General features: G+C 73.2%; 22 protein-coding genes and 2 pseudogenes. 13 read left to right on the top strand and 11 right to left on the bottom strand.

The genetic code is table 11. From position 1 onward, the window contains the following. A partial coding sequence (locus ACZ592_RS21645; RefSeq protein WP_471583500.1) for an SDR family oxidoreductase occupies positions 1-255 on the bottom strand: 255 nt, incomplete at its 3' end. Between the two features lie 99 nt (positions 256-354). Between ACZ592_RS21645 and ACZ592_RS21650 the strand changes: the two genes are divergently transcribed. From ACZ592_RS21650 to ACZ592_RS21660, 3 genes are all read left to right on the top strand, one after another. Next, positions 355-828 (top strand): carboxymuconolactone decarboxylase family protein, encoded by a 474-nt coding sequence (locus ACZ592_RS21650; RefSeq protein WP_471583213.1) that lies wholly within the window; start codon positions 355-357, stop codon positions 826-828. Between the two features lie 67 nt (positions 829-895). After that, positions 896-1,840, top strand: coding sequence for an RNA polymerase sigma-70 factor (locus ACZ592_RS21655; protein ID WP_471583501.1), 945 nt, complete (start codon positions 896-898; stop codon positions 1,838-1,840). 49 nt (positions 1,841-1,889) lie between these two features. Then, positions 1,890-2,351: a pyridoxamine 5'-phosphate oxidase family protein gene (locus ACZ592_RS21660; RefSeq protein WP_471583214.1), complete on the top strand. Its 462-nt coding sequence runs from the start codon at positions 1,890-1,892 to the stop codon at positions 2,349-2,351. A gap of 18 nt (positions 2,352-2,369) precedes the next feature. Here ACZ592_RS21660 and ACZ592_RS21665 read toward each other — a convergent pair whose 3' ends face one another. Then, positions 2,370-3,650: a low temperature requirement protein A gene (locus ACZ592_RS21665; protein WP_471583215.1), complete on the bottom strand. Its 1,281-nt coding sequence runs from the start codon at positions 3,648-3,650 to the stop codon at positions 2,370-2,372. Positions 3,651-3,830: 180 nt separating this feature from the next. On the opposite strand from ACZ592_RS21665, the gene ACZ592_RS21670 reads away from it, so the two are divergent. Further along, on the top strand, positions 3,831-5,036 hold the full coding sequence (locus ACZ592_RS21670) for an epoxide hydrolase family protein (protein ID WP_471583216.1): 1,206 nt from the start codon (positions 3,831-3,833) through the stop codon (positions 5,034-5,036). Next, on the top strand, positions 5,033-5,932 hold the full coding sequence (locus ACZ592_RS21675; RefSeq protein ID WP_471583217.1) for a chitosanase: 900 nt from the start codon (positions 5,033-5,035) through the stop codon (positions 5,930-5,932). Before ACZ592_RS21670 ends, ACZ592_RS21675 begins: the two co-directional genes overlap by 4 nt. A gap of 25 nt (positions 5,933-5,957) precedes the next feature. Here the strand turns inward: ACZ592_RS21675 and ACZ592_RS21680 are convergent. Both ACZ592_RS21680 and ACZ592_RS21685 read right to left on the bottom strand, forming a co-directional pair. Further along, a pseudogene (locus ACZ592_RS21680) lies at positions 5,958-6,170 on the bottom strand (alpha/beta fold hydrolase); the annotation flags it as partial. Between the two features lie 80 nt (positions 6,171-6,250). Then, positions 6,251-6,667: a DUF5997 family protein gene (locus ACZ592_RS21685; protein WP_471583218.1), complete on the bottom strand. Its 417-nt coding sequence runs from the start codon at positions 6,665-6,667 to the stop codon at positions 6,251-6,253. A 57-nt stretch (positions 6,668-6,724) separates the two neighbouring features. Between ACZ592_RS21685 and ACZ592_RS21690 the strand changes: the two genes are divergently transcribed. Then, positions 6,725-7,498, top strand: coding sequence for a LysR substrate-binding domain-containing protein (locus ACZ592_RS21690; RefSeq protein ID WP_471583219.1), 774 nt, complete (start codon positions 6,725-6,727; stop codon positions 7,496-7,498). 90 nt (positions 7,499-7,588) lie between these two features. Here ACZ592_RS21690 and ACZ592_RS21695 read toward each other — a convergent pair whose 3' ends face one another. Further along, positions 7,589-9,808 (bottom strand): NADP-dependent isocitrate dehydrogenase, encoded by a 2,220-nt coding sequence (locus tag ACZ592_RS21695; RefSeq protein ID WP_471583220.1) that lies wholly within the window; start codon positions 9,806-9,808, stop codon positions 7,589-7,591. A gap of 129 nt (positions 9,809-9,937) precedes the next feature. On the opposite strand from ACZ592_RS21695, the gene ACZ592_RS21700 reads away from it, so the two are divergent. Together ACZ592_RS21700 and ACZ592_RS21705 are read left to right on the top strand one after the other, a co-directional pair. Then, the gene (locus ACZ592_RS21700; RefSeq protein ID WP_471583221.1) at positions 9,938-10,546 is read left to right on the top strand and encodes a TetR/AcrR family transcriptional regulator; all 609 of its coding nucleotides are present in this window, start codon (positions 9,938-9,940) and stop codon (positions 10,544-10,546) included. Beyond that, on the top strand, positions 10,543-12,045 hold the full coding sequence (locus tag ACZ592_RS21705; protein ID WP_471583222.1) for an MFS transporter: 1,503 nt from the start codon (positions 10,543-10,545) through the stop codon (positions 12,043-12,045). Before ACZ592_RS21700 ends, ACZ592_RS21705 begins: the two co-directional genes overlap by 4 nt. A 21-nt stretch (positions 12,046-12,066) precedes the next feature. On the opposite strand, the gene ACZ592_RS21710 is transcribed toward ACZ592_RS21705, so the two are convergent. Further along, the gene (locus ACZ592_RS21710; protein WP_471583223.1) at positions 12,067-13,278 is read right to left on the bottom strand and encodes a serine hydrolase domain-containing protein; all 1,212 of its coding nucleotides are present in this window, start codon (positions 13,276-13,278) and stop codon (positions 12,067-12,069) included. Next, entirely contained in the window at positions 13,275-14,798 is a 1,524-nt protein-coding gene (locus tag ACZ592_RS21715) for an alpha/beta hydrolase (RefSeq protein WP_471583224.1), read from the bottom strand. The genes ACZ592_RS21710 and ACZ592_RS21715 overlap by 4 nt, the downstream gene beginning before the upstream one ends. A 227-nt stretch (positions 14,799-15,025) precedes the next feature. On the opposite strand from ACZ592_RS21715, the gene ACZ592_RS21720 reads away from it, so the two are divergent. Together ACZ592_RS21720 and ACZ592_RS21725 are read left to right on the top strand one after the other, a co-directional pair. Next, positions 15,026-16,015 (top strand): aldo/keto reductase, encoded by a 990-nt coding sequence (locus ACZ592_RS21720; protein ID WP_471583225.1) that lies wholly within the window; start codon positions 15,026-15,028, stop codon positions 16,013-16,015. Between the two features lie 102 nt (positions 16,016-16,117). Continuing rightward, positions 16,118-16,651: a DUF6314 family protein gene (locus ACZ592_RS21725; RefSeq protein WP_471583226.1), complete on the top strand. Its 534-nt coding sequence runs from the start codon at positions 16,118-16,120 to the stop codon at positions 16,649-16,651. Here the strand turns inward: ACZ592_RS21725 and ACZ592_RS21730 are convergent. The 3 genes and pseudogenes from ACZ592_RS21730 to ACZ592_RS21740 form a co-directional block, all read right to left on the bottom strand. After that, positions 16,593-17,139 (bottom strand): annotated as a pseudogene (locus ACZ592_RS21730) (histidine phosphatase family protein). The gene ACZ592_RS21725 and the pseudogene ACZ592_RS21730 sit on opposite strands and share 59 nt — an antisense overlap. 116 nt (positions 17,140-17,255) lie before the next feature. Then, positions 17,256-17,717 carry a GNAT family N-acetyltransferase gene (locus tag ACZ592_RS21735; RefSeq protein WP_471583227.1) on the bottom strand — a complete coding sequence of 154 codons (462 nt, stop codon included), beginning with the start codon at positions 17,715-17,717 and terminating at the stop codon, positions 17,256-17,258. A 108-nt stretch (positions 17,718-17,825) separates the two neighbouring features. Next, complete coding sequence (locus tag ACZ592_RS21740) at positions 17,826-19,262, bottom strand: aminotransferase-like domain-containing protein (protein ID WP_471583228.1); 1,437 nt, start codon at positions 19,260-19,262, stop codon at positions 17,826-17,828. Here ACZ592_RS21740 and ACZ592_RS21745 point away from each other — a divergent pair. Beyond that, the gene (locus tag ACZ592_RS21745; RefSeq protein WP_471583229.1) at positions 19,261-20,220 is read left to right on the top strand and encodes a DMT family transporter; all 960 of its coding nucleotides are present in this window, start codon (positions 19,261-19,263) and stop codon (positions 20,218-20,220) included. The two genes, ACZ592_RS21740 and ACZ592_RS21745, sit on opposite strands and share 2 nt — an antisense overlap. Positions 20,221-20,316: 96 nt before the next feature. Further along, positions 20,317-20,508, top strand: coding sequence for a DUF1918 domain-containing protein (locus ACZ592_RS21750; RefSeq protein ID WP_471583230.1), 192 nt, complete (start codon positions 20,317-20,319; stop codon positions 20,506-20,508). A gap of 17 nt (positions 20,509-20,525) precedes the next feature. Here the strand turns inward: ACZ592_RS21750 and ACZ592_RS21755 are convergent, their stop codons facing one another. Continuing rightward, the gene (locus ACZ592_RS21755; protein ID WP_471583231.1) at positions 20,526-21,761 is read right to left on the bottom strand and encodes a glycoside hydrolase family 10-like protein; all 1,236 of its coding nucleotides are present in this window, start codon (positions 21,759-21,761) and stop codon (positions 20,526-20,528) included. A gap of 182 nt (positions 21,762-21,943) precedes the next feature. Between ACZ592_RS21755 and ACZ592_RS21760 the strand changes: the two genes are divergently transcribed. Beyond that, entirely contained in the window at positions 21,944-22,804 is an 861-nt protein-coding gene (locus tag ACZ592_RS21760) for a 3-hydroxybutyryl-CoA dehydrogenase (RefSeq protein ID WP_471583232.1), read from the top strand. Positions 22,805-22,864: the final 60 nt, after the last annotated feature.

Consider the following 22,864-nt stretch of genomic DNA (forward strand, 5'->3'; position numbering starts at 1 on the left):
GTCCCTCTCTCTCTTTTTTCTTGTTTTTCCCCCCCCCCCCCCCCCCCCCCACCCCCCCCCCCCCCCCCCCCCCCCAACCCCCCCCCCCCCCCCGCCGCCGTCGATGCGGATGGACTCGCCGTTGATGTACGCGGCGTCGTCCGAGACGAGGAACCGGGCGAGCTTCCCGATCTCCTCGGTGGTGGCGTACCGACCCGCGGGGATCTTCGCCAGGAACGCCGGATCCTCGGGCCGGCTGTTCACGTAGCCGGGCATCAGCGGGGGAGACGCAGGTCACATCCGGCCGTGTCACAGGGCGGCGGGCTGCCTCGTCCCAAGGGTCGTAGGCACCGACGACCGCAGAGGAGCTCCACCATGGACGCGCGACTGAACTACTTCGCCGGACCCACCGCCCGCAGGGCGATCAAGCACTTCGTCACGGGCAGCAAGGCCCTCACGGACTCGGCGCTGCCGGCCGCGACGCGGGAACTCGTGGCGCTGCGCGTCAGCCAGATCAACGGCTGCGCGGCCTGCCTCGACATGCACACCAAGGAGGCAACCGCCGCGGGCGAGAGCGCGCTGCGGCTGAACCTGGTGGCCGCCTGGCGGGAGGCCACGGTCTACACCGAAGCCGAACGGGCCGCCCTGGCGCTCGCCGAGGAGGGCACCCGGGTCGCGGACGCGGCCGAGGGGGTCGGTGACGAGGTGTGGGCGGCTGCCGCGAAGCACTACGACGAGGAGCAGCTCACCGCTCTCGTGGTGCACATCTCGTTCATGAACATGGTGAACCGCCTGAACATCATCACCCGGCAGCCCGCGGGCGGCCACGAACCCGGACAGGCGCACTGAAGCGCCCGCCCGGTGGGGCATGATCAACCCCGCCGGGCGGGAGACGTACGCGGAGCAGGGGGTCGGCGTGAGCAAGGTCGAGGAGTTCGAGGAGCTGCGGCCACTGCTGTTCTCGGTCGCCTACCGGATCCTGGGCAGTGTGGGCGAGGCCGAGGACGCGGTGCAGGAGACCTGGCTGCGCTTCGACGCCTCGACGACCCGGCCCACCTCGGCCAAGGCCTTCCTGTCCGCGGCGGTGACCCGGATCTCGATCGACGTGCTGCGCTCCGCGCGGGTGCGCAGGGAGCGGTACGTCGGCCCCTGGTTCCCCGAACCGCTCCTGAACGATCCCTACGAGGATCCCGCGCGCTCCGTCGAGCTGGCCGATTCGGTGTCGGTGGCGGCGCTCCTGCTCCTGGAGCGGCTCAGTCCGCCGGAGCGGGCGGTGTTCGTGCTGCGTGACGTGTTCGGCTTCGAGTTCGACGAGGTCGCCGAGGCGGTGGAGCGGTCGGCGGCGGCGTGCCGGCAGTTGCTGGTGCGGGCACGGCGGCACATCCGGGACGGGCGGCCGCGCTTCGAGGCAGCCCGCGCGGAGCGGGACGAACTGGCGTCGCGCTTCTTCGCCGCCCTGCGTGAGGGCAACGTCGCGGACCTGCGCGACCTGCTCTCCGCCCAGGTGACGATGGTCGGCGACACGGGCGGCAAGGCCCCGCGGCTCGCCCGGCCCGTCGTGGGCACCGACACCGTCGCCAGGCTGCTCGCCACCGCGTTCCCCGCGCTGGACCGGACCGACGCGACGTGCGAGCCGTGTGACATCAACGGGGAGCCGGGTGCGGTCTTCCGCGACCGGGACGGCAAGGTGATCCACACCCTGGAGCTCGACATGAGCGGCGGGCTGATCCGGGTGATCCGCATGGTGGCCAACCCCGACAAGCTCGGGCACCTTGGCCCGGTGGCGGACATCTGGGCCGTCGACCGCGCGACGCGACGGGCGATGCGGTCCCCGGGAGACGGCGTCCGTCCCAGGACGTAGGTCCCGCGCCTCATGCGCGTCGCGATGCCGCTGGCTACTGTCGGCCCTCATGAAGATCACCGGAACCGCTCGCCGCGACAAGGCGGAGCGCAGGCGCGACACGCTGGAACGGCTCGGCACCGAGCGGGACGCATGGGTGTCGACGGCTCATCCCGATCGCGGCCCGCACCAGGTGCCCCTGTGGTTCGTGTGGGACGGGCGGGCGGTGTGGATGTCCACGGGCGCCGACTCCGTGACGGCACGGAACGTCCGTGCCGAGCCGCGCGTACGCCTGGCGCTGCCGGACACCTTCGACGTGGTGCTCGTCCAGGGCGAGGCGGCGAGCTTCCCCGCCGGGGAGGTGCCCGGCGGCGCCGCAGAGGCGTTCGCCGCCAAGTTCGGGTGGGACCCGCGCGCGGAGGAACGCCCCTACGTGTACCTGTGCGTGACGCCGACGGCCGTGCGCGCCTGGCGCGGCGAGCCGGAGCTGCGGGGCAGGCTCCTCATGCGCGACGGGGCGTGGCTGGACTGAGGCACACCGGGGCCGGCGTCAGCCCGCGCTGAGGTCCTGGAGCATCTGCCGCTGGTGGCGGTGGCCGACCGTCTCGTAGCCGATCACGGTGACGAAGGGGGCCAGCATCACCACGAGCAGGCACACCGCGAGGGCGACGTCGGCGAGGGCGAGGAACACCGCCACGGCGAGGACCACGAGCGTCAGCGAGATCAGCAGCAGGTGGAAGCGGTCCACCGCGGACAGCAGCATCGTGTGCAGCAGGTAGACCATCAGCAGGTAGAGGCCGACCGGCAGGGCCAGCGCGAGCACCACGGCGACCTCGCCGATCTTCGTGTGGTGCTCCAGGTAGAGGCCCGCCACGTGCAGCCCGGCGCCTGCTCCGGCGATCCCCACGAAGACCGGGATGTGTCCGTAGCCGAAGAGGTATCCGCGGCGCCTGCGGTGCACGAGGATGTCACCGAAGGGCGTGGCGAAGTAGACCCACCACATGCCGAACGTCAGGCCCACGCCGGCGATGACGACGGTGATCGCGTTCCCCGTCCAGCCCGTGCCGTCCGCGCCGCCCAGGAGGTCCCCCGACGAGGCGACGGTGCCGACCACACCCTCGCCGAGCGTGATGATCGCGAACAGGCCGTACCGCTCCGCGACGTGGTGCGGGTGCCAGGGCGTGCCGCCCGCCTCGCCCTGGGTCAGGACCGGCAGCACCAGTTCCAGGATCCCGAGGACGACGAAGGCGACGAACACGGCCACGATCGGCATGCGGACGAACCCGACCACGATCCAGCCCGCCTGAGCGATCACGGTCCACCGGATGTTCGCCATCCCCACGCGGTGGAACGCCGGGGACTCCCGGGCCGCGCGCCACCACTGCAACACCATCGCGATCCGCATCACGACGTACCCGATCACCATCGCGCGCAGTTCCAGGTGGCCGCCCGCCTCGAGCGAGTGGAACATCGCGGGCAGGCCGAGCGAGAACACGACGACGCCGATCATCTGGACCATGGTCAGCACGCGGTAGAGCCAGTCGTCGGTGCCGAAGGCGGAGGCGAACCAGCTGAAGCTGATCCACGCGACGCTGATCGCGAACATCGCCAGGACGAACGCGGTGGCCGCCTGACCCGCGTGTCCCTCGGCGACCATCTCGGCGAACTGGGAGGCGGCGGTCCCCACGGCGACCACGAAGGTCAGGTCGAACAACAGCTCAAGCGGTGTGGAGACCCTGCCGTGCTCCTGCGGGTCGCGGCCGGTCATCGGCTGGAGTCGGTGCGCCAGGCCGCTCCTGGCGGCCGCGCTCCCGCGTGCGGAGTCGCTCATGAACAGCATGATGGCGGAGGGCACGGACGGCCGCAGGTCGGAGCGACAACCGCGGCCGGGCACGCCGCCCGGCCCGGAAGGGCCATGCCGTGCCCCGGGGCACGGGCCTGCGCGGGGCTGCGCGGGCCTGCGCGGGCCTGCCGATCTTGCTCCGGGCGGCCCGGCATACCATGCGCCCCTATGACGACGACCGCGAGCGACACCGGTGTCCGCCCCTTCCGCATCGACATACCGCAGGCCGATCTGGACGATCTCCACGCGCGCCTGGACCGCACCCGCTGGCCCGACGAGCTGCCCGGGGTGGGCTGGGCGTACGGGATTCCGCGCGGTTACCTCCAGGAGCTCGTGCGGTACTGGCGGCACGTCTACGACTGGCGGGCGGCGGAGGCCGCGCTGAACGAGTGGCCGCAGTTCACCACCACGGTCGACGGCGCGAACCTGCACTTCGCCCACATCCGCTCCCCCGAGCCGGACGCGACGCCCCTGCTCATGACCCACGGCTGGCCCGGCTCGATCGTCGAGTTCAGCAACGTCGTCGGGCCGCTCACCGACCCGCGGGCGCACGGCGGCGACCCGGCCGACGCGTTCCACCTGGTGCTGCCCAGCATCCCCGGGTTCGGGCTCTCGGGGCCGACGACGGAGACCGGCTGGGAGTTCCAGCGGGTGGCCGCCGCGTCCGCCGAGCTCATGGCCCGGCTCGGGTACGAGCGCTACGGCGTCCAGGGCGGCGACTGGGGGGCGGGCATCTCGCGCGAGCACGGCCGCGTCCGGCCGGACCACGTCATCGGCGTCCACCTGAACCTGCTGCCGAACTCGGCCCCCTCCCAGGAGCCCGGCGAGGCGGAGCTCGCCGCCCTCGACGCGTCGGAGCGCGAGCGGACCCTGGCCTCCTGGGACCGCATGCGGGCGTGGCTGAAGGACCGCCAGGGGTACGCCGACCTCCAGTCCACCCGCCCCCAGACCCTGGCCTACGCTCTGACCGACTCGCCGGTGGGCCAACTGGCCTGGATCACCGAGAAGTTCAAGGAGTGGACGGACTCCGAGGACCGGCCCGAGGACGCCGTCGACCGCGACCAGATGCTCACGAACGTGATGCTGTACTGGCTGACCGGCACGGCCGGTTCGTCCGCCCGCATCTACTACGAGCGGGCACACGCCGACTACTGGGGCACGCCGCCCGCCCCCTCCTCGACGCCGACCGCGCTGGCCGACTTCCCCCGCGACAACTTCATCCCCCTGCGCCACATCGCGGACCGCACCAACAACATCGTGCAGTGGACGACGTACGACCGGGGCGGCCACTTCGCGGCGATGGAGCAGCCGGAGCTGCTCGTGGCCGACGTGCGCAGGTTCTTCCGTACGCTCCGAGAGAGCGCCGGTCGATGACTCTCGCGCCGAGGCCCGCCACCGCGCCCCTGCGCCGGCTCGTCCGGTCCGGCACGGTGCTGGCCACCGCCGCGGCCCTCGGTCTCGGCCTCACCGGCTGCGGCGCCGGGGAGGGCGGGGGCGATTCACCCGCGGACGGCGGCCTCACGGCCGAACAGCGGCGCCGGGCCGACCAGTTGGTGAGCGTCTTCGAGAACGGCACCACCAGGATCCAGTACGCGTACGCGGAGAACCTCGACGACGGGCGGGGCGTCACCGCGGGCCGGGCGGGCTTCACCACGAACGACGGCGACGCGCTCGAAGTGATCCGCGCCTACACCGACCGGGTGCCGGACAACCCGCTCGCCCGCTTCGTGCCCCCGCTGGAGCGCCACACGGACGGGGCGGGCGGGGAGGAGGACGCAGAGGGCGAGGAGGACGAGGAGGACACCGGCGCCGTGCCCGACGCCGAGTACATCGCCGCGTGGCAGCGGGCCGCCGCCGACCCCGTCTTCCGCGAGGTGCAGGACGACCAGGTCGACGCGCGCTACTTCGACCCGGCGGCGCGGGCGGCGAAGAAGGCCGGGCTCAGCAGCCCGCTCGCGCTCGCCGAGCTGTACGACGCCTCCATCCAGCACGGCAACGGCTCCGACGGCGACGGCCTGCCCGCCCTCGTCCGGCGGACGACGGCGAAGGCCGGCACGCCCGCCGAGGCCGGTGAGAAGGACTGGCTCGACGCCTTCTTCGACGTACGCGTCCACGACCTGAAGCATCCGGTGAACTCCGCCACCGCCGACGAGTGGCGCACGTCCGTCGACCGCGTCGAGGCGCTGCGCCGCATCGCCGCGAGCGGCAACCAGGACCTCGAAGGGCCCTTCACCGTCACGGCGTTCGGCAGTACGTACACCATCAAGTGAGGGGTGGCGCGCGAGGACGGCGGACTCAGGCGGCTGCCGACAGCTGCCCCGCGAAGCGGCGGACGGCGTCCGTGAAGGCCTCGGGAGTGTCGAAGTCGGCGAGGTGCCGCGCGCGGGGGATCAGTTCGACGCGGGCCTGCGGGTGGGCGCGGGCGAAGTCGCGTTCGCCGGAGCGGAAGACGGGGTCCTTCTCGCCGTTCAGGACGAGGACGGGCGAGCCCACGTGGCGCATCGCGCCGCCACGACTTCCCCCTGGTCGGCGCCCGTTTCCGGACGCCGACCCTGTCGCCGGGGTGGGGCGGGCGCGCGCTCAGGCCTTCAGGAGCGGGAGTCCTCGTCGCGCGCGGCGCGCTTCTCCGCCTGCTCGGCCTGCTTCTCCTTGATGCGCACGGTCTCCTTGCGGACATCGGCCTGGGTGGCGCGCTCCTGGCGCAGCCAGCCGGGCTGCTCCTCCTTCAGCGCGTCGATCTGCTCCGTGGTGAGCGCCTCGGTGACGCCGCCGCGGGCGAGGCCCGCGATGGAGACGCCGAGCTTGGCCGCGACCACGGGACGGGGGTGCGGGCCGTTGCGGCGCAGCTCCTGGAGCCACTCGGGCGGGTCGGCCTGCAGCGCGTTGAACTCGCTGCGCGAAACGACGCCCTCCTGGAACTCGGCGGGCGTGGCCTGGAGGTACACACCCAGCTTCTTCGCCGCGGTCGCGGGCTTCATGGTCTGGGTGGTCTGGTGCGACGTCATGGGACCAGGGTATCGAGCGTGTGCGCTACTCCCGACCACGCCGGGTAGCCTGGCGAGGTGACAGGCTCGGAAGTATCCCCTTCGTTCCGGCTCGCCTACGTCCCAGGGGTGACGCCCGCCAAATGGGTGCGTATCTGGAACGAGCGGCTGCCCGACGTCCCGCTGACCCTCCTCACGGTGTCCGCCGCCCAGGCGCCCGACGTGCTGCGGGCGGGCGAGGCCGACGCCGGTTTCGTACGGCTGCCCGTCGGCGACGCGGACCTCAGCGCGATCCCCCTCTACACCGAGACGACGGTCGTCATGATCCCCAAGGATCACGTCGTGGCCGCGGTCGAGGAGGTGTCCCCCGACGACCTCGCCGACGAAGTCGTCCTCCATCCCCTCGACGAGACCCTCGACTGGGAGCGGCGGCCGGGCGTGCCCGCGAACGAGCGTCCCGCCACGACCGAGGACGCCGTCGACCTGGTCGCGGCGGGCGTGGGCGTCCTCGTCGTCCCGCAGTCCCTCGCCCGGCTGCACCACCGCAAGGACCTCACCTACCGTCCGGTGACGGGCGCCCCCGAGTCGCGGGTCGCCCTGTCCTGGCCCCAGGCGGCGACCACGGATCTGGTGGAGGACTTCATCGGGATCGTCCGCGGGCGGACGGTCAACAGCTCGCGGGGCCGCGCGGGGACGCCGGCGAAGGAGCAGGCCAAGGCCAAGGCGGCGGCCCAGCAGAAGCGGAAGCCCGCACCGGGCAGGTCCGGCGCGAAGCCGGCCGGCAAGGGGCAGCGCGGCACCGCGGCCCGCCCGAAGCCCGCCAAGCGCGGCAAGCCCAAGCGCAGGTCGTAGCCGCGGAACGCAGAGGGGCCTCCCGCCGTGCCGGCGGGAGGCCCCTCTGCGTCGGTGCCGCATACCGGAGGGTCGTCCCCCGGCCCGGGGTCAGCCCAGGATCGACAGCGCCTGGTTGAGCGTGGCCGACGGGCGCATGACCGCGGAGGCCTTGGCCGCGTCCGGCTGGTAGTAGCCGCCGATGTCGGCCGGGGAGCCCTGCACCGCGACGAGCTCGTCGACGATGGTCTGCTCCTGCTCGGAGAGCGTCTTGGCCAGGGCCGCGAACGCCTCGGCGAGCTGCGCGTCGTCGGTCTGCCTGGCCAGCTCCTGCGCCCAGTACAGGCCCAGGTAGAAGTGGCTGCCGCGGTTGTCGATGCCACCGAGGCGACGGCTCGGCGACTTGTCGTTCTCCAGGAACGTGGCCGTGGCACGGTCCAGGGTGTCGGCGAGGATCTGGGCGCGCGCGTTGCCCGTGGTGGTCGCCAGGTGCTCGAAGCTGACCGCGAGGGCGAGGAACTCGCCCAGGCTGTCCCAGCGCAGGTAGTTCTCCTTGACCAGCTGCTGGACGTGCTTCGGGGCGGAGCCGCCGGCGCCGGTCTCGAAGAGGCCGCCGCCGTTCATCAGCGGGACGACCGACAGCATCTTGGCGCTGGTGCCCAGCTCCAGGATCGGGAACAGGTCGGTGAGGTAGTCGCGCAGGACGTTGCCGGTCACCGAGATGGTGTCCTCGCCGCGGCGGATGCGCTCCAGGGAGAACGCGGTGGCCTCGACCGGGGACAGCACCTGGATGTCCAGGCCCTCGGTGTCGTGGTCGGCGAGGTAGCGCTCGACCTTGCCGATGAGCACCGTGTCGTGGGCGCGGGTGTCGTCGAGCCAGAAGACGGCCGGGCTGCCGGTGGCGCGGGCGCGGGTGACGGCGAGCTTGACCCAGTCCTGGATCGGCGCGTCCTTGGTCTGGCACATGCGGAAGATGTCACCGGCGGCGACGGTCTGCTCCAGGACGACGTTGCCCGCGCCGTCGACGACGCGCACGGTGCCGGTCGTCTGGACCTCGAAGGTCTTGTCGTGGCTGCCGTACTCCTCGGCCTTCTGCGCCATCAGGCCGACGTTGGGGACGGAGCCCATCGTGGCCGGGTCGAAGGCGCCGTTGGCGCGGCAGTCGTCGAGGACGACCTGGTAGACGCCGGAGTAGCTGCTGTCCGGCAGGACGGCCAGGGTGTCGTGCTCGCCGCCGTCCGGGCCCCACATGTGGCCGGAGGTGCGGATCATGGCCGGCATCGAGGCGTCGACGATGACGTCGCTCGGGACGTGCAGGTTGGAGATGCCCTTGTCGGAGTCGACCATGGCCAGCTCGGGGCCCTCGGCCAGCTCGGCCTCGAAGGACGCCTTGATCTTCTCGCCGTCGGCCAGCGAGTCCAGGCCCTTGAAGATGCCGCCCAGACCGTCGTTCGGGGTCAGACCGGCGGCGGCGAGGACGTCGCCGTACGCGGCGAAGGTCTTCGGGAAGAAGGCGCGGACCACGTGGCCGAAGACGATCGGGTCGGAGACCTTCATCATCGTGGCCTTGAGGTGCACGGAGAAGAGCACGCCCTCGGCCTTGGCACGGGCGACCTGCTCCTTGAGGAACTCGCGCAGGGCGGCGACGCGCATCACGGAGGCGTCGACGACCTCACCGGCCAGGACCGGTACGGACTCGCGCAGGACGGTGGTGGAGCCGTCGTCACCGAGGAGTTCGATGCGCAGCGAGCCGGCCTCGTCGATCACCGCGGACTTCTCGGTGGAGCGGAAGTCGTTCTCGCCCATGGTGGCGACGTTCGTCTTCGAGTCGGCCGTCCAGGCGCCCATGCGGTGCGGGTGGGCCTTGGCGTAGTTCTTGACCGACGCGGGGGCGCGGCGGTCGGAGTTGCCCTCGCGCAGGACCGGGTTGACGGCGCTGCCCTTGACCTTGTCGTAGCGGGCGCGGATGTCGCGCTCCTCGTCGGTCTTCGGGTCGTCCGGGTAGTCGGGGAGCGCGTAGCCCTGCTCCTGCAGCTCGGCGACGGCCGCCTTGAGCTGGGGGATGGACGCCGAGATGTTCGGCAGCTTGATGATGTTCGCCCCGGGCGTCTTGGCCAGCTCGCCGAGCTCGGCGAGGGCGTCGGAGATGCGCTGGCTCTCCTGAAGACGCTCGGGGAAGCTCGCGATGATGCGCCCCGCGAGCGAGATGTCGCGGGTCTCCACGCCGACACCGGCCGTCGAGGCGTAGGCCTGGACCACCGGCAAGAACGAATGGGTCGCCAGGGCCGGGGCCTCGTCAGTGTGGGTGTAGATGATGGTCGAGTCAGTCACCGGGTGCTCCGCTCCGCGTCTGCAACATTGCTCGACATCAAGATATCTCGTACCTCCCCCCTTACGGACAGGGCCCTGGGGGTCCCGTTCTTCGTAGACACTGTCTACGCACTGTAGTAGACAGTGTCTATGAGCGAACAGGACGCCGGGCTGCGGGCCCGGCTGGTGGACGTGGGCGTGGAGCTCGTGGCGGCCGAGGGCGTGCAGGCGCTGACCCTGCGGGAGATCGCCCGCAGGGCCGGGGTCTCGCACGGGGCGCCCCGGCGCCACTTCCCCACGCACGTGGCCCTTCTCTCCGCCATCGCCCGGCGGGGCTTCGCCGAGCTGGCGGCCGAGGCGGAGCGGGCGGTGGGCGCCGGGGGGAATCAGGAAGCGGGGGCGGCGCCGCACGACGCGCGTACGCGGCTGAAGGCGCTGAGCCGCGCCTACCTCGACTTCGCGGCGGCCCACCGCGGGATGTTCGAGCTGATGTTCCGGCACGACCTGCTGGAGAGCGGTCAGCACGGCCTGCGGGAGACCAGCCTGCCCCTCTTCGACGTCTTGGTCGGGCTCGTCGCCGAGGCCCGCCCGGTCTCCGGCGCCGGGGCACGGACCGTCGCGGGCGCGCTCTGGGCGAACCTGCACGGCATCGCGCAGCTGTGGGGGTGGGGCAGCCTGCGCCTCGCCACGGGCGCGCAGGACGTGGCGCCGCTGCTCGACGCGGCGCTGGTGGCACACCTCGGGCCGGAGGACGCATGACGGCCACGGCTCCCGGCCCTGCCGGGTCCGGGCGCGGGACACCGGGACCGGCCGTCCAGCGGCGCCTCACCCTGGCCTGCAGCGTCGTCGGCGCCATGGTCGTCGCGCTGGACGGCACGGCGCTGACCGCGGTCCAGCCCGCCCTGCGGCGCGATCTGGGCGCCTCGTTCACGCAGGTGCAGTGGATGAGCACGGGCTATCTGATCGCCGTGGCGAGCCTGCTCGTCTTCGCGGGACGGCTCGGCGACCGGTACGGGCACCGGCGCCTCTTCGCTGTCGGGACGCTCGGCTTCGCGGCCGCGTCGGCGGGTGTCGCCCTCGCGCCGGGCTTCGGCCCCGTCCTCGCCCTGCGCGTCGCCCAGGGAGTCTGCGGAGCGCTGTTGCAGCCCGCCACGCTCGGGATGCTGCGGGCCGCGTACCCGCCGGACCGGCTCGGGATGCCGATCGCGGTGCGGACGAGCGCGATCGGCCTCTCGGCCGCGCTCGGTCCGGTCCTCGGCGGGGCGCTCGCCACGCACTTCGGCTGGCGCTCGGTGTTCTTCCTCAGCGTCGTGCCCGCCCTCGCGATCGGCGCGTCGGCCCTGGTCGTACGGGTACCGGCGGCGCGGGCGCAAGGTGCCGCTCCGGGGCTCGATCCGGCCGGTGCCGGGCTGCTCGCGGTGACGCTGGCGTGCCTCGTGCACACGCTGGTCACCGTGCCGGACCACGGTTGGACGGCGGCGGCCGTGGCCGGGGTCCTGGTGGCGGTGGCCGCGGGCGTCGCCTTCGCCCTGCACGAACGACGGGCGGCGAGCCCCCTGATACCGCCCCGGCTGCTCCGCTCCACCGCGGTCGGATCCGCGCTCGGCATCCTCCTCGCGGCCTCCGCAGCGATGTTCGGGACGCTCTTCGTCGCCACGTACTTCCTCCAGGACGTCCTGGACCTCGACCCGCTGGAGGGGGCCCTGAGGGCGCTGCCGCTCGCGGTGATGATGGTGGCGTGCGCGCCGCTGTCGGCCGTGGTCCTGCGCCGCCGGGGACCGCGGCGGACGATCACGACGGCGATGACGGTGCTCGCGCTCGGCGTGCTGGCCCTGTCCCGCCTGGACCGGGCGTCGGGCCCGCTGGCCACCGCAGTCGCGTTCGTGCTCGTCGGGGCGGGGTTCGGCACGGTGATGGTCGCGGCGACGGCCGTCGTCGTACGTCACGCCCCGCCGGCCGACGCGGGAGTGGCGGGCGGCCTCCAGCAGACCGCGATGAACGTGGGCCCCGCGGTCGGCATCGCCGCGGCGACCACTCTGATGACGGCCTTCGCCTCCCCCGCCGCCGGCCCCCGCGGAGGGCCGGACGGCGCGTTCCTCTCGGCGATGGCCCCCACGCTGACGGTCCTGGCCGGGGTCGCCGCGCTCGGCGCGCTGGCCGCGACGCGGCTGCCCCGACAGGTCGCCGCACACGCCGACCGCACAGCGCGGGCCGCTCCGCACCCGGCTCTCCGGGAAGGGCGCGGCACCACCCCCTGAGGAATTCCCCTGAGGCGTCCCTCAGGGGCGACGGCCCCCGGGTGCCCCGCGCAGCGCCGCATCGACCATCCGCAGCGTCGCCCGCGCCTGCCTCTCGTGGACCTCGGGGCTGTCCAGGCGCAGCGTGAAGGCCGCGCTGGTCACGGAGGTCGCACCGTCCGGGGTGACACCTGCCTCGCAGACGCAGCCGAGGCTCGTCCCGCCGTGGAACCAGAGGCCGTCCGCGCGCCCCGCGACGGGACGCCAGGCGATGCCCAGGCCGTAGCGGACGCCGTCGGCCGGGACCCAGTCCTTGACGGGCACGGTCTTCTTCATCGCGGCCAGCTGCGCCGGACGCAGCAGCCGGCCGCCGAGCAGGGCGCGCAGGAAGACGCCGTGGTCACGGGTGGTCGACAGGAGGCAGCCGTCCGCTCCGCCGCCGTAGCCGAGCGTGGTGTCGGTGGGGCGGGTCTCCCCCGGGAAGTACGTGTATCCGGTGGCCGTCGGCCGCGGCACGTACGGCGAGGTGCCGGGCGTGAAGGTGTGGCGCAGGCCGAGCGGCTCGATGATCCGCTCGTGCACCTCCTGGGCCCACGGGTGCCCGGTGACCGCCTCGACGATCAGCCCGGCGACGACGTAGTTGGTGTTGGAGTATCCCCAGCGCCGTTCCCCCACGGGGTCCTCCGCGTCGGGCAGCCACTGCGGCGGGCCGCCCAGGGCCACGGCCAGCTGTTCCTGCGGTGTCTGGGAGCGGAAGCGGTTGCGGAAGTAGGCGTCGGGGGTGAAGTCCCCGCTGTCCGCGGTGATGTAGTCGTTGAGTCCGCTGGTCTGCCGCAGCAGGTTGGCGACGGTGATGCGGCGGCCGTCGTTGCCGTGTCCGCGGACCGCGCCGGGCAGCCACCGCTCCACGGTGTCGGCGAGCTTCAGCCGTCCCTCGCCGACGAGTTGGAGGACGACGGTCGCGGTGAACGTCTTGGTGTCGCTGCCGATGCGGTAGTACGCGTCCCACGGCACCGGCTCGTCGCCCGCGCTGTCGGCGACGCCCGCGCGGGCCCTCGTGCGGCCGTGCGCCCCGCTCAGCTCGGCGACGGCGCCGCTCGCTCCGGTGGCGACGATCGCGTCGACGCCGTGCTGGAGGGTGCGGCCGTGTGGGGAGGGTGCGGCGGGGGCGGCGGACGCGGGGGTGCCGGCCGCTCCCGCGAACAGGGCGGCCGCGGCGACGGTGAGGCCCGTGCGCCTGCTGATGTCGGTCATCGGGGGTCCTCCGGCTTCGTGCGGGACGGGGTCGTCGGGCGTGCGTCGGGCTTCGCGCAGGTGAGGTCCGCGGCGGGCAGCTTGCCTTCGCGCAGGTACGTGTTGACGGCGCGGTCGGCGCACGGGACGGGGGTCAGGCCGTCCCGGCCGCGCCCGTACACGCCGTGCGCGCGGATGTCCGCCGTCAGGAGGCGCGATCCGGTGAGCTTCTCGTGCAGGGCGAGGGCGCCCTCGTAGGGGACGTTGTTGTCGTGGCGGGCCTGGAGCAGCAGGACGGGCACGTCGTTGCCGATCCTCGTGCCGGGTTCGCGGGGCTCGCTCCCCCAGAACGCGCAGGGGGCGATCATCCCGTTGACGTACGGGCCGAAGACCGGCTGCGTGGCGCGGCTGCGCTGCATGTTCTTCCAGTACGTCGCCGGGTTCTTCGGCCAGCCGCCCGCGGGCCAGCCGCCGTCGCCGCACATGAAGATCGCGCCGCCGACCATGCTGTCCGCGAGCTCGGGCGAGGAGAGAAGCTCCAGGAAACCGGTGAGCGCGGGCCCCGGCTCGAACTCCTCGCCCGCGGCGGCCTTCTTCAGGTCACCGACGACGCTGACGAGTTGAGCGTCGTTCTCCTCGTGCTGGACGAGCTGTTTGAAGATGATCCGCAGCAGCTGGGCGTCGAGGCGCCGGCCCGCGACGGGGACGGGGTGCCGCTCGGCGCGGGCGAGCAGCCGGTGGATGTCCGCCCGCACCCGCTCGTCGAGCGCCGCCTCCGCGGGCGCCCCGGACCGCCGGAACAGCTCGTACTGGGTGGCCGCCGGGTCGGTCGAGGAGTCAAGGACGATCCGGTCGGCCCTGCGCGGGAACAGCTGGGTGTAGACGGCGCCCAGGTCCGCGCCGTACGAGACGCCGTAGTACGACAGTCTGGGCTCGCCGAGCGCCGCCCGGACGGCGTCCATGTCTCGGGCGACGTTCCGCGTCGAGGCGTGCGGGAGCAACGCGGCGTTGTCGCCGTGCTCCTGGCACCGGCGGGCGGTTTCGCGCGCCGAGCGCAGCGCGCCCTCGAAGTCCCCGCGGGGAGTGGTGGTCTCGGCGGGCGGCGTCGGCCGCGGGGTCTTGCCGCAGGTGAGGGGGGTGCTCTCGCCGAGGAAGCGGGGGTCGAAGCCGATGAGGTCGTACTGGTCCGCCGCACTCTTCAACGCGGGCCTCAGGGCGAGGGTGTTGGCGAGTCCGGTGCCGCCGGGGCCACCCGGGTTGGAGAGCAGGATGCCGCGCCGCGCGCCGGGCGACTGCGCCTTGACGCGGGAGATCGCGATCGTGATCGTAGGGCCGCCGGGGTCCGCGTAGTCGAGCGGCACGGTCACGTCCGCGCACTGCGCGCCCGCCTCGTTCAGCTCCTTCTGCGCCGGGGAGCAGGGGCCCCAACTCAGCCTCTGCGCCTGCCGGTCGGAGGATGCGGGCGGATCCGCCGCGGCCACCCCGCCCGCGAGTAATCCGACGAGGCCCAGGCCCGCGGCTGCTGCTGACACGACGCGCATCGTGCTCCTTGGTCCGATGGTGCTCGGTCGACGGTGCGGCCGAGGAAGTCGATCACCACGCTAGAAACACGCGCGGCGCCGGACCATCGGGCTACCGGGCGGAACCGCCCTGGGGAAAGCCCCCGCATCCGCGCTCCGGCGCCGCGTCCGCCCCGGTCTTGACCTGGAGTCCGCTCCAGCTCCTAGGGTCGAGCCCGATCACAGGGCACACCCCAGGAGGTACCACCATGACCAGCCTTCCCGTACGCCGCCTCGGCGCCCTCACCGTCTCGGCGCAGGGCCTCGGGTGCATGGGGATGAGCCACGGCTACGGCGCGTCGAACGACACGCAGTCGGTCGCGACGCTCCACCGCGCCCTCGACCTCGGCGTCACCCTGTTCGACACCTCCGACTTCTACGGCACCGGCCACAACGAACGCCTCATCGGCCGCGCCCTCGCCGGCCGGCGCCGCGAACAGGCCGTCGTCGCCACGAAGTTCGGCTTCGCCAACCGGCTCGGCGAGCCCACCCGCATCCGCGGTGACGCGGCATACGTGCGCGAGGCCTGCGACGCCTCGCTGCGCCGCCTCGGCGTCGACCACATCGACCTGTACTACCAGCACCGCGTGGACAAGACCGTGCCGATCGAGGAGACCGTCGGCGCGATGGCCGAGCTGGTCGAGGCGGGCAAGGTGCGCCACATCGGGCTCTCCGAGGCCGGTGCCACCACGATCCGGCGGGCGCACGCCGTGCACCCCGTCGCCGCGCTGCAGAGCGAGTGGTCGCTGTGGACCAGGGACCTGGAGGAGGAGATCGTGCCGGTCTGCCGCGAGCTCGGCATCGGCCTCGTGCCGTTCTCGCCGCTCGGGCGCGGCTTCCTCACCGGCCGCTACACCTCGCTCGACGAGTTCCCGCAGGACGACGTGCGCCGCACCCAGCCCCGCTTCGCCGACGGCAACCTGGAGCGGAACCTGTCGATAGTGGAGACCCTGGACGCGCTGGCCGCCGACAAGGGCGTCACGGCCGGCCAGCTTGCGCTCGCCTGGGTGCAGCACCGCGGCGACGACGTCGTGCCGATCCCGGGCACCCGCCGCGAGAAGTACCTGGAGGAGAACCTCGGCGCCCTCGCCGTCGAGCTCTCCGCCGACGAGCTCGCCGCGATCGACGCGGCGGCGCCCGCGGACCGGGTCTCGGGCACGCGCTACGACGAGCGCAGCATGGCGGTCGTGGACCGGTAGGAAAGCGGGCGGGCGGGCGAGCGGACCAGTGGGCCAGTCGACCCGTGGGCAAGTGGGCCGGCGGGCGAGTGGCCCGGACGGCCGGCCACGTAGCCTGCGGGCATGCCCCTGCCCGATGAACACGCCGACGCCTCTCCCGTGACGGGAGCGGCCGCCCTCGACCCGGCCGGGCCCGGCACGCTGGCCTTCCTCGCGGGCGAGTGGCGCGTGGAGCGTACGGTCCGCGACCTCACGGACGGCTCCGAGGGGCACTTCACCGGTACGACACTGTTCTCGCCACTGCCCGCCCCCGACTCCGGCGGTCTCCTGCACCACGAGTCCGGCACCTTCACCTGGCACGGCACCGCCCGTCCCGCCGAGCGCACGCTCCGCTTCCTCCCCGGCGACGCGCCGGGCACCGCACGCGTGGAGTTCGCCGACGGCCGCTTCTTCCACGACCTCGACCTGCGCTCGGGGTACTGGACGACGGACCACCCCTGCGTGGACGACCTCTACCGCGGCGAGTTCGAGGTGATCGGCACGGACCGCTGGCGCACCCGTTGGCGGGTCGGCGGGCCCGCCAAGGACCTGCTGCTCGTCACGGAGTACCACCGGCCGCGTCGAACGGGAGATTCCAGCGGCCACCGTGCCGGGTGAGGGTGACGGCGGGGAGGGGACGCACATCGATGTTCCCGTTACGTCGACGGGGGCGCCTTCAGGGCGTGGGTGAGCGCGGCGCGCACCACGGCGGGCTCGGCGACGGCAAGCACACGGACCCGTTCGCCGACGCCCTCGCCGGGCGGCCGGGTGTCGAGCCGGCCGCCGACGCGCGAGCGGAACCCGAGCAGCGACTCCCCGCCGTGCGGTGCCGAGTGCGGGTCGCTGGGCCAGGTGTCGACCCCGGCCGGCTCGTGCGCCGTGACCTCGGCGAGCGTGCCGCCGCGCCGACGCCCCATGTCGCAGTCCCGCAGGGCGGGTTGGGCGAGCGGTGGCGCAGCTCGGCCGCCCCCGAGCGGCAGGAGCGCGGGGGCGGCGCGCCGGACGTCGTCCCACCCCGCCCAGTCGAGCGGCCGGTCGTCGCCGAAACGCTCCACGAGCAGCGAGCCGCTCCGGGCGGCGGCGACGAGGGTGACACGAGCGTGCATGCGGTGATCGTGAAGCGCGCAGGAGTGCGGGTCAAGGTTTCGCCGCAGGTGCGGAGCAGCTCACGTACAGCCCGTGCCGCCCGGCCGCCCCGCCCTCACCGCCGAACGCCGTCCCCTCACTGCCGGCCGCGCGCCATCCAGTTCTCCGGCGCCTCCACGGCCGCGAACCCGAACTTCTCGTAGACCCCGTGCGCGTCCCCCGTGGCGAGCAGCGTCCGGCGCACGCCGAGCGGCTCCAGGTGGGCGCAGACCGCGCCGACGAGCGCGGAGCCGAGTCCCTTGCCGCGCACATCGGGCGAGACGTACACGTCGCAGAGCCAGGCGAAGGTGGCCCGGTCGGTCACCACGCGCGCGTACGCGACCTGCTCGCCCGTCGTCCCGTCGTACATCCCGAAGTTCAGCGAACCGGCGATCGCCGCGTCCTGCTTCTCGCGCGTGCGGCCGAGGGCCCAGTACGCGTCGGTGGAGAGCCAGTGGTGGACGCGGGCGGCATCGATGCGCCCGGGGTCGGCGGACACCTGGTAGCCGTCGGGGATCATCGGGTCAGGTGCTTCGGAGGGCATGGCACTGTCAGTCATGAGCGCGAGCGTCGCAGCCCGCACCGGGCGCCGTCGAGCCGTTTACGGCCGGTGGGATCCGGATGTGCCGCCGGACCAAGCCCGCCCCGGCGGCACGTCCGGGCAGCCTCACCCCAGCACCTCGTCGCACGCCGCCCGCAGCCTGCGCACCCCCTCCGTGATCTCCCCGGCCCCGGCGACCGCGGCGAAGCTCAGCCGCACATGACCGGCGGTGGGTTCGGCGGCGAAGTACGGGCGCCCCGGGGCGACGGCCACACCCGCCCGCAGCGCGGCCGACGCCAGCGCGGTCTCGTCCGTACCGTCGGGCAGCCGCACCCACAGGTGGTAGCCGCCCGCAGGGACGTGCTCCACCGTGAGCTCGGGCACGCGCAGCCGCAGCGCCGCCGCCAACGTGTCCCTGCGCTCCTTCAGCTCGACCGCCACCGCCCGCAGATGACGTGGCCAGGCCGGTGAGCCCACCAGTTCGAGGGCCGCCTCCTGCAGCGGCCTCGGCACGAAGAAGTGGTCGACGACCTGGATGGCGCGCAGCCGCTCGAGAACCGGGCCGCGGGCCACGAGCGCGCTGACGCGGAAGCTCGGCGAGGTGGCCTTGGTGAGCGAGCAGACGTGGACGACGACGCCGTCGTGGTCGTCCGAGGAGAGCGGGCGCGGCAGCGGCCCCGCGTCCTCGTGGACGAGGCGGCGCACGAAGTCGTCCTCGACGACGAACGCCCCCGCCTCGCGGGTGATCCGCAGGACCTCGGAGCGGCGCTCGGCGGACAGCACGGCGCCGGTCGGGTTCTGGAACAGCGGCTGGCAGACGAAGACGCGGGCGCCCGTCGCCCGGAAGGCGGCCGCCAGGAGTTCGGGCCGCACCCCGTCGGTGTCGACCGGCACGGGCACCGGGCGCAGCCCCGCGGCCCGGGCGATCGCCAGCATGCCCGGGTACGTAGGTGACTCGACGAGGACCGGCGCGCCGGGCGGCGCGAGCGCCCGCAGGGCCGTCGTCAGCGCGCTCTGGCCACCCGCCGTGATCAGCACCTCGGCGGCCGTGATCGCGCCGCCGATCCCCCGCGAAAACCACTCGCGCAGCTCGGGCAGCCCGTCGACCGGCGGCCGCCCCCACGCCCCGGGCCGCCGCCCCGCCCGCGCGAGGGCCGCCGCCATGGCGCGCTCGGGCTGCAGGGCGGGATCGAGATAGCCGCCGTTGAACTCGATGACGCCCGGCGGCGGCGCGGCCAGCGTGGCGAGTACCCCTGTCGCGTCGACCGTGCGCGGCACCGGCTCGGCGGCGGCGTCGGCGCTCAGCGTCACCTCCTGCCAGGAGGTGTCCCCGGCGGGTGCCGAGGGGGCCGCCGTCTCGGCACGGAAGACCCCGGCGCCGGGCCGGGTGACGACGAGCCCCTCGGCGGCGAGCTGCGCCAGGGCCCGCGACACGGTCACCGGACTCACCCTGAACCGTTCGATCAACGCCCGGCTCGACGGCAGCTTTCCACCAGGTGAGTAGCGGTCGAGCTCGGCACGCAGGGTTTTCGCAAGATCTCCCACACTGCTACTGTCATGCATGACAGCACAGGATAGCGCTACTCGTCCGCAGCGGATAGCAGTCCCCGCCACCGCCGGCCCCGGCCCCGGCCCGGAACCAGGCACGCCGAGCCGGTTCGGCTCCCCTCGCGCGGGCACGGTGACGGCCGCCCTCGGCGTCACCGCCTTCTCCCTCACCTTCCCCGCCACCGCCTGGGGCCTCGAAGGCATCGGCCCCTGGAGCTTCGTGACCCTGCGCGGGGTGCTCGCCGCGCTGGTCGCGGGCGGCTGCCTGCTCGCCCTGCGCGTCGCACTCCCGCACCGCCGCCACTGGGCGGGGCTCGCGGTGGTCGGCGCCGGGGTCGTCGTCGGCTTCCCGCTGCTCACCACGCTCGCCCTGCAGACCTCCACCACCGCGCACGCCGCGGTGGTCGTGGGCCTGCTCCCCCTGACGACCGCCGTCTTCTCGGCGCTGCGCACCGGAGCCCGCCCCTCGCGCACCTTCTGGGGTGCCGCGCTCGCCGGGGCCGCCGCCGTCATCGCGTTCACCGTGCAGCAGAGCGGCGGCGCCCTGTCCACCGCCGACCTCTACCTCTTCGGCGCGCTGCTGATCTGCGCGGCCGGCTACACCGAGGGCGGCAGGCTGGCCCGCGAGATGCCCGGCTGGCAGGTCATCGGCTGGGCGCTGATCCTCTGCCTGCCCCTCAACGTCGTCGGCGCGCTCACGGCCCTGCCCCACGAGTCCTTCACACTCACCGGGCACAGCACGGCGGGCCTGCTGTACTCCGCGATCGGCTCGCAGTTCCTCGGCCTGGTCGTCTGGTACCGGGGCATGGCGGCGATCGGCGTCCCCAAGGCCAGCCAGCTCCAGCTCGCCCAGCCGCTGCTGACCCTGGTCTGGTCGGTGTTCCTGCTCGGCGAGCACCTCACCGTCGCCGCCCCGCTCACGGCCGCCGCCGTCCTCGTGTGCATCGCGGTCACCCAACGCTCCCGCGGCTGACCCGTTACCCGTCCGGGAGGGCCCCAACTCCCCCTACCCGTCGTACACTTGCCGCCACAGATCGCGACCGCTGAGCGGGACGAGGGGGCACTCCAGATGCGTGCAACCGTAGGCGACGAGCTGGTGGTGCACGGCAGGATCGTCGGGCAGCACGACCGGATCGCGCGGATCGTCGAAGTACTGGGCACGGAGGGCGGCCCGCCGTACCGCGTCCGCTTCGAGGACGGCCACGAGACCGTGATGTCGCCGGGCCCCGACACCGTCGTACGGCACCAGGACCCGGCGTAGGACCGGTCCCAGCGGGTTCAGCGCGGCGGCTTCGCCGGCTCCTGATAGTGGTCGGCGACCACCCGCGCCATCGCGCCGATCTTGTCGACGCCGACCTCCTTCGCCGAGAAGTAGACGTGCCCGCGCACCTCGCGGAAGCCCTCCGCGTACGTGAGGTGCCGGGACAGCTCCGCCGGGTCCTGCCACGCGGCGGGCTGCGCCGGGTCGCCGGCCTTGTAGAGGGCCTCCCCGATGTACAGGCGCACGTCCGTGCCGCGCACGACGTCGTTCCACCACGGGATCAGCTTGGCGTAGTCCGCGGCGGCGAAGCCGATGTTCCAGTACACCTGCGGGACGATGTAGTCGATCCAGCCCTTCTTCACCCAGCCCCGCGTGTCCGCGTACAGATCGTCGTACGTCTGCACGCCGGCCCGGGTGTCCGAGCCGGTCGGGTCAGTCGCGATGTTGCGCCAGACCGCGAAGGGACTGATGCCGAACTGGGTGCGCGGCCGGGCCTTCTTCACCCGGCGGGCCATCTCGCGCACCAGCCGGTCGATGTTGTCCCGCCGCCACGCGGCGCGGTCGGGGAAGCCCCCGCCGTACTGCTCGAAGGCGGCGTCGTCGTCGAAGACCTGGCCCGCGACGGGATACGGGTAGAAGTAGTCGTCCCAGTGCACCGCGTCGATCGGGTAGCGGCGCACGGCGTCGAGCATCGCGTCCTGCACGAAGCGCCGCACCGCGGGCAGGCCCGGGTTGTAGTAGAGCTTCCCGCCGTACGGCACGACCCAGTCGGGGTGCACGCGCGCCGGGTGGGTGGCGACAAGGCGCGACGGGTCGGTGTGGTTCGCGACCCGGAACGGGTTGAACCAGGCGTGCAGCTCCAGGCCCCTGCGGTGCGCCTCGTGCACGGCGGTGCCCAGCGGGTCCCAGCCCGGGTTCTTGCCCTGGACACCGGTCAGGTACTCCGACCACGGTTCGTACGGAGAGGGCCAGAGCGCGTCGGCGGTGGGCCGCACCTGGAAGACCACCGCGTTGAGTCTGCGGCTCGCCGCCGAGTCCAGGAAGGCCAGGAGCTCACTGCGTTGCCGGTCGGCCGGGAGCCCCGGCTTCGAGGGCCAGTCGCGGTTGGCCACGCTCGCCAGCCACATGCCGCGCAGCTCGCGGCCCTTCTTGTGCCGCCGGTCGGGAGCGGCGGACGCGTCCCCCGCCGTCGCAAGGCCGGCGACCGCCGCCGCGGCCACCACCGAGAAACCCCGACGTGACATACGCCTCATCTGCATGCCCCCTGAGCTCGCTGTGCACCGGCACCCCTTGCCGGTAGCGGACAGCATGCCCGACCCGGCCCCTCAAGGCGCCCTCATTGCGGAGTAACGTTCACGGCCGAGGCAGGCACCGCATCCGTACGGGGGACCTGCCGGCCCCGTTGATCAGCGAAAGGCACGAGGTGACCGACTCCATGACCGATATCGCACGCGTCGGAGTGGTGGGCTGTGGCCAGATGGGCGCCGGAATCGCAGAGGTCTGCGCCCGCTCCGGACTGGACGTGAAGGTCGCGGAGACCACCGGCGAGGCGCTGGAGATCGGCCGCACGCGGCTGTACAACTCGCTCTCCAAGGCCGCCGAGCGCGGCAAGATCTCCGACGAGGAGCGCGACGCGACGCTCGACCGTCTCAGCTTCACCACCGACCTCGGCGAGTTCTCCGACCGTGACCTGGTCATCGAGGCCGTCGTGGAGAACGAGCAGGTCAAGACAGAGATCTTCCAGGTCCTCGACCAGGTGGTGACCCGGCAGGACGCGATCCTCGCCTCCAACACCTCCTCCATCCCGCTGGTGAAGCTGGCCGTCGCGACCTCGCGCCCGGACCAGGTCATCGGCATCCACTTCTTCAACCCGGCGCCCGTGCAGCAGCTCGTCGAGCTGATCCCCGCGCTGACCACCTCCGAGGGCACCATCAGCCGTGCCCAGGCCGCGGTCGAGAAGATCCTCGGCAAGCACGCGATCCGCGCCCAGGACCGCTCGGGCTTCGTGGTCAACGCGCTGCTCATCCCCTACCTCCTCTCCGCGATCCGGATGTTCGAGTCGGGCATCGCGAGCCGCGAGGACATCGACAACGGCATGGAGATGGGCTGCGCCCACCCGATGGGCCCGCTCAAGCTCGCCGACCTGATCGGCCTGGACACGGTCGCCTCGGTCGCCGACTCCATGTACGCCGAGTACAAGGAGCCGCTGTACGCCGCTCCCCCGCTGCTGCAGCGGATGGTGGACGCGGGCCGGCTCGGCCGGAAGTCCGGCTCGGGCTTCTACACGTACGCCTGACACGTCGAGGCATTCACTCCCCGTACGAACACACTCCGTACGGACGGGCCCGGCACTCCT

The sequence above is a fragment of the Streptomyces sp. NPDC040622 genome (assembly GCF_055593965.1).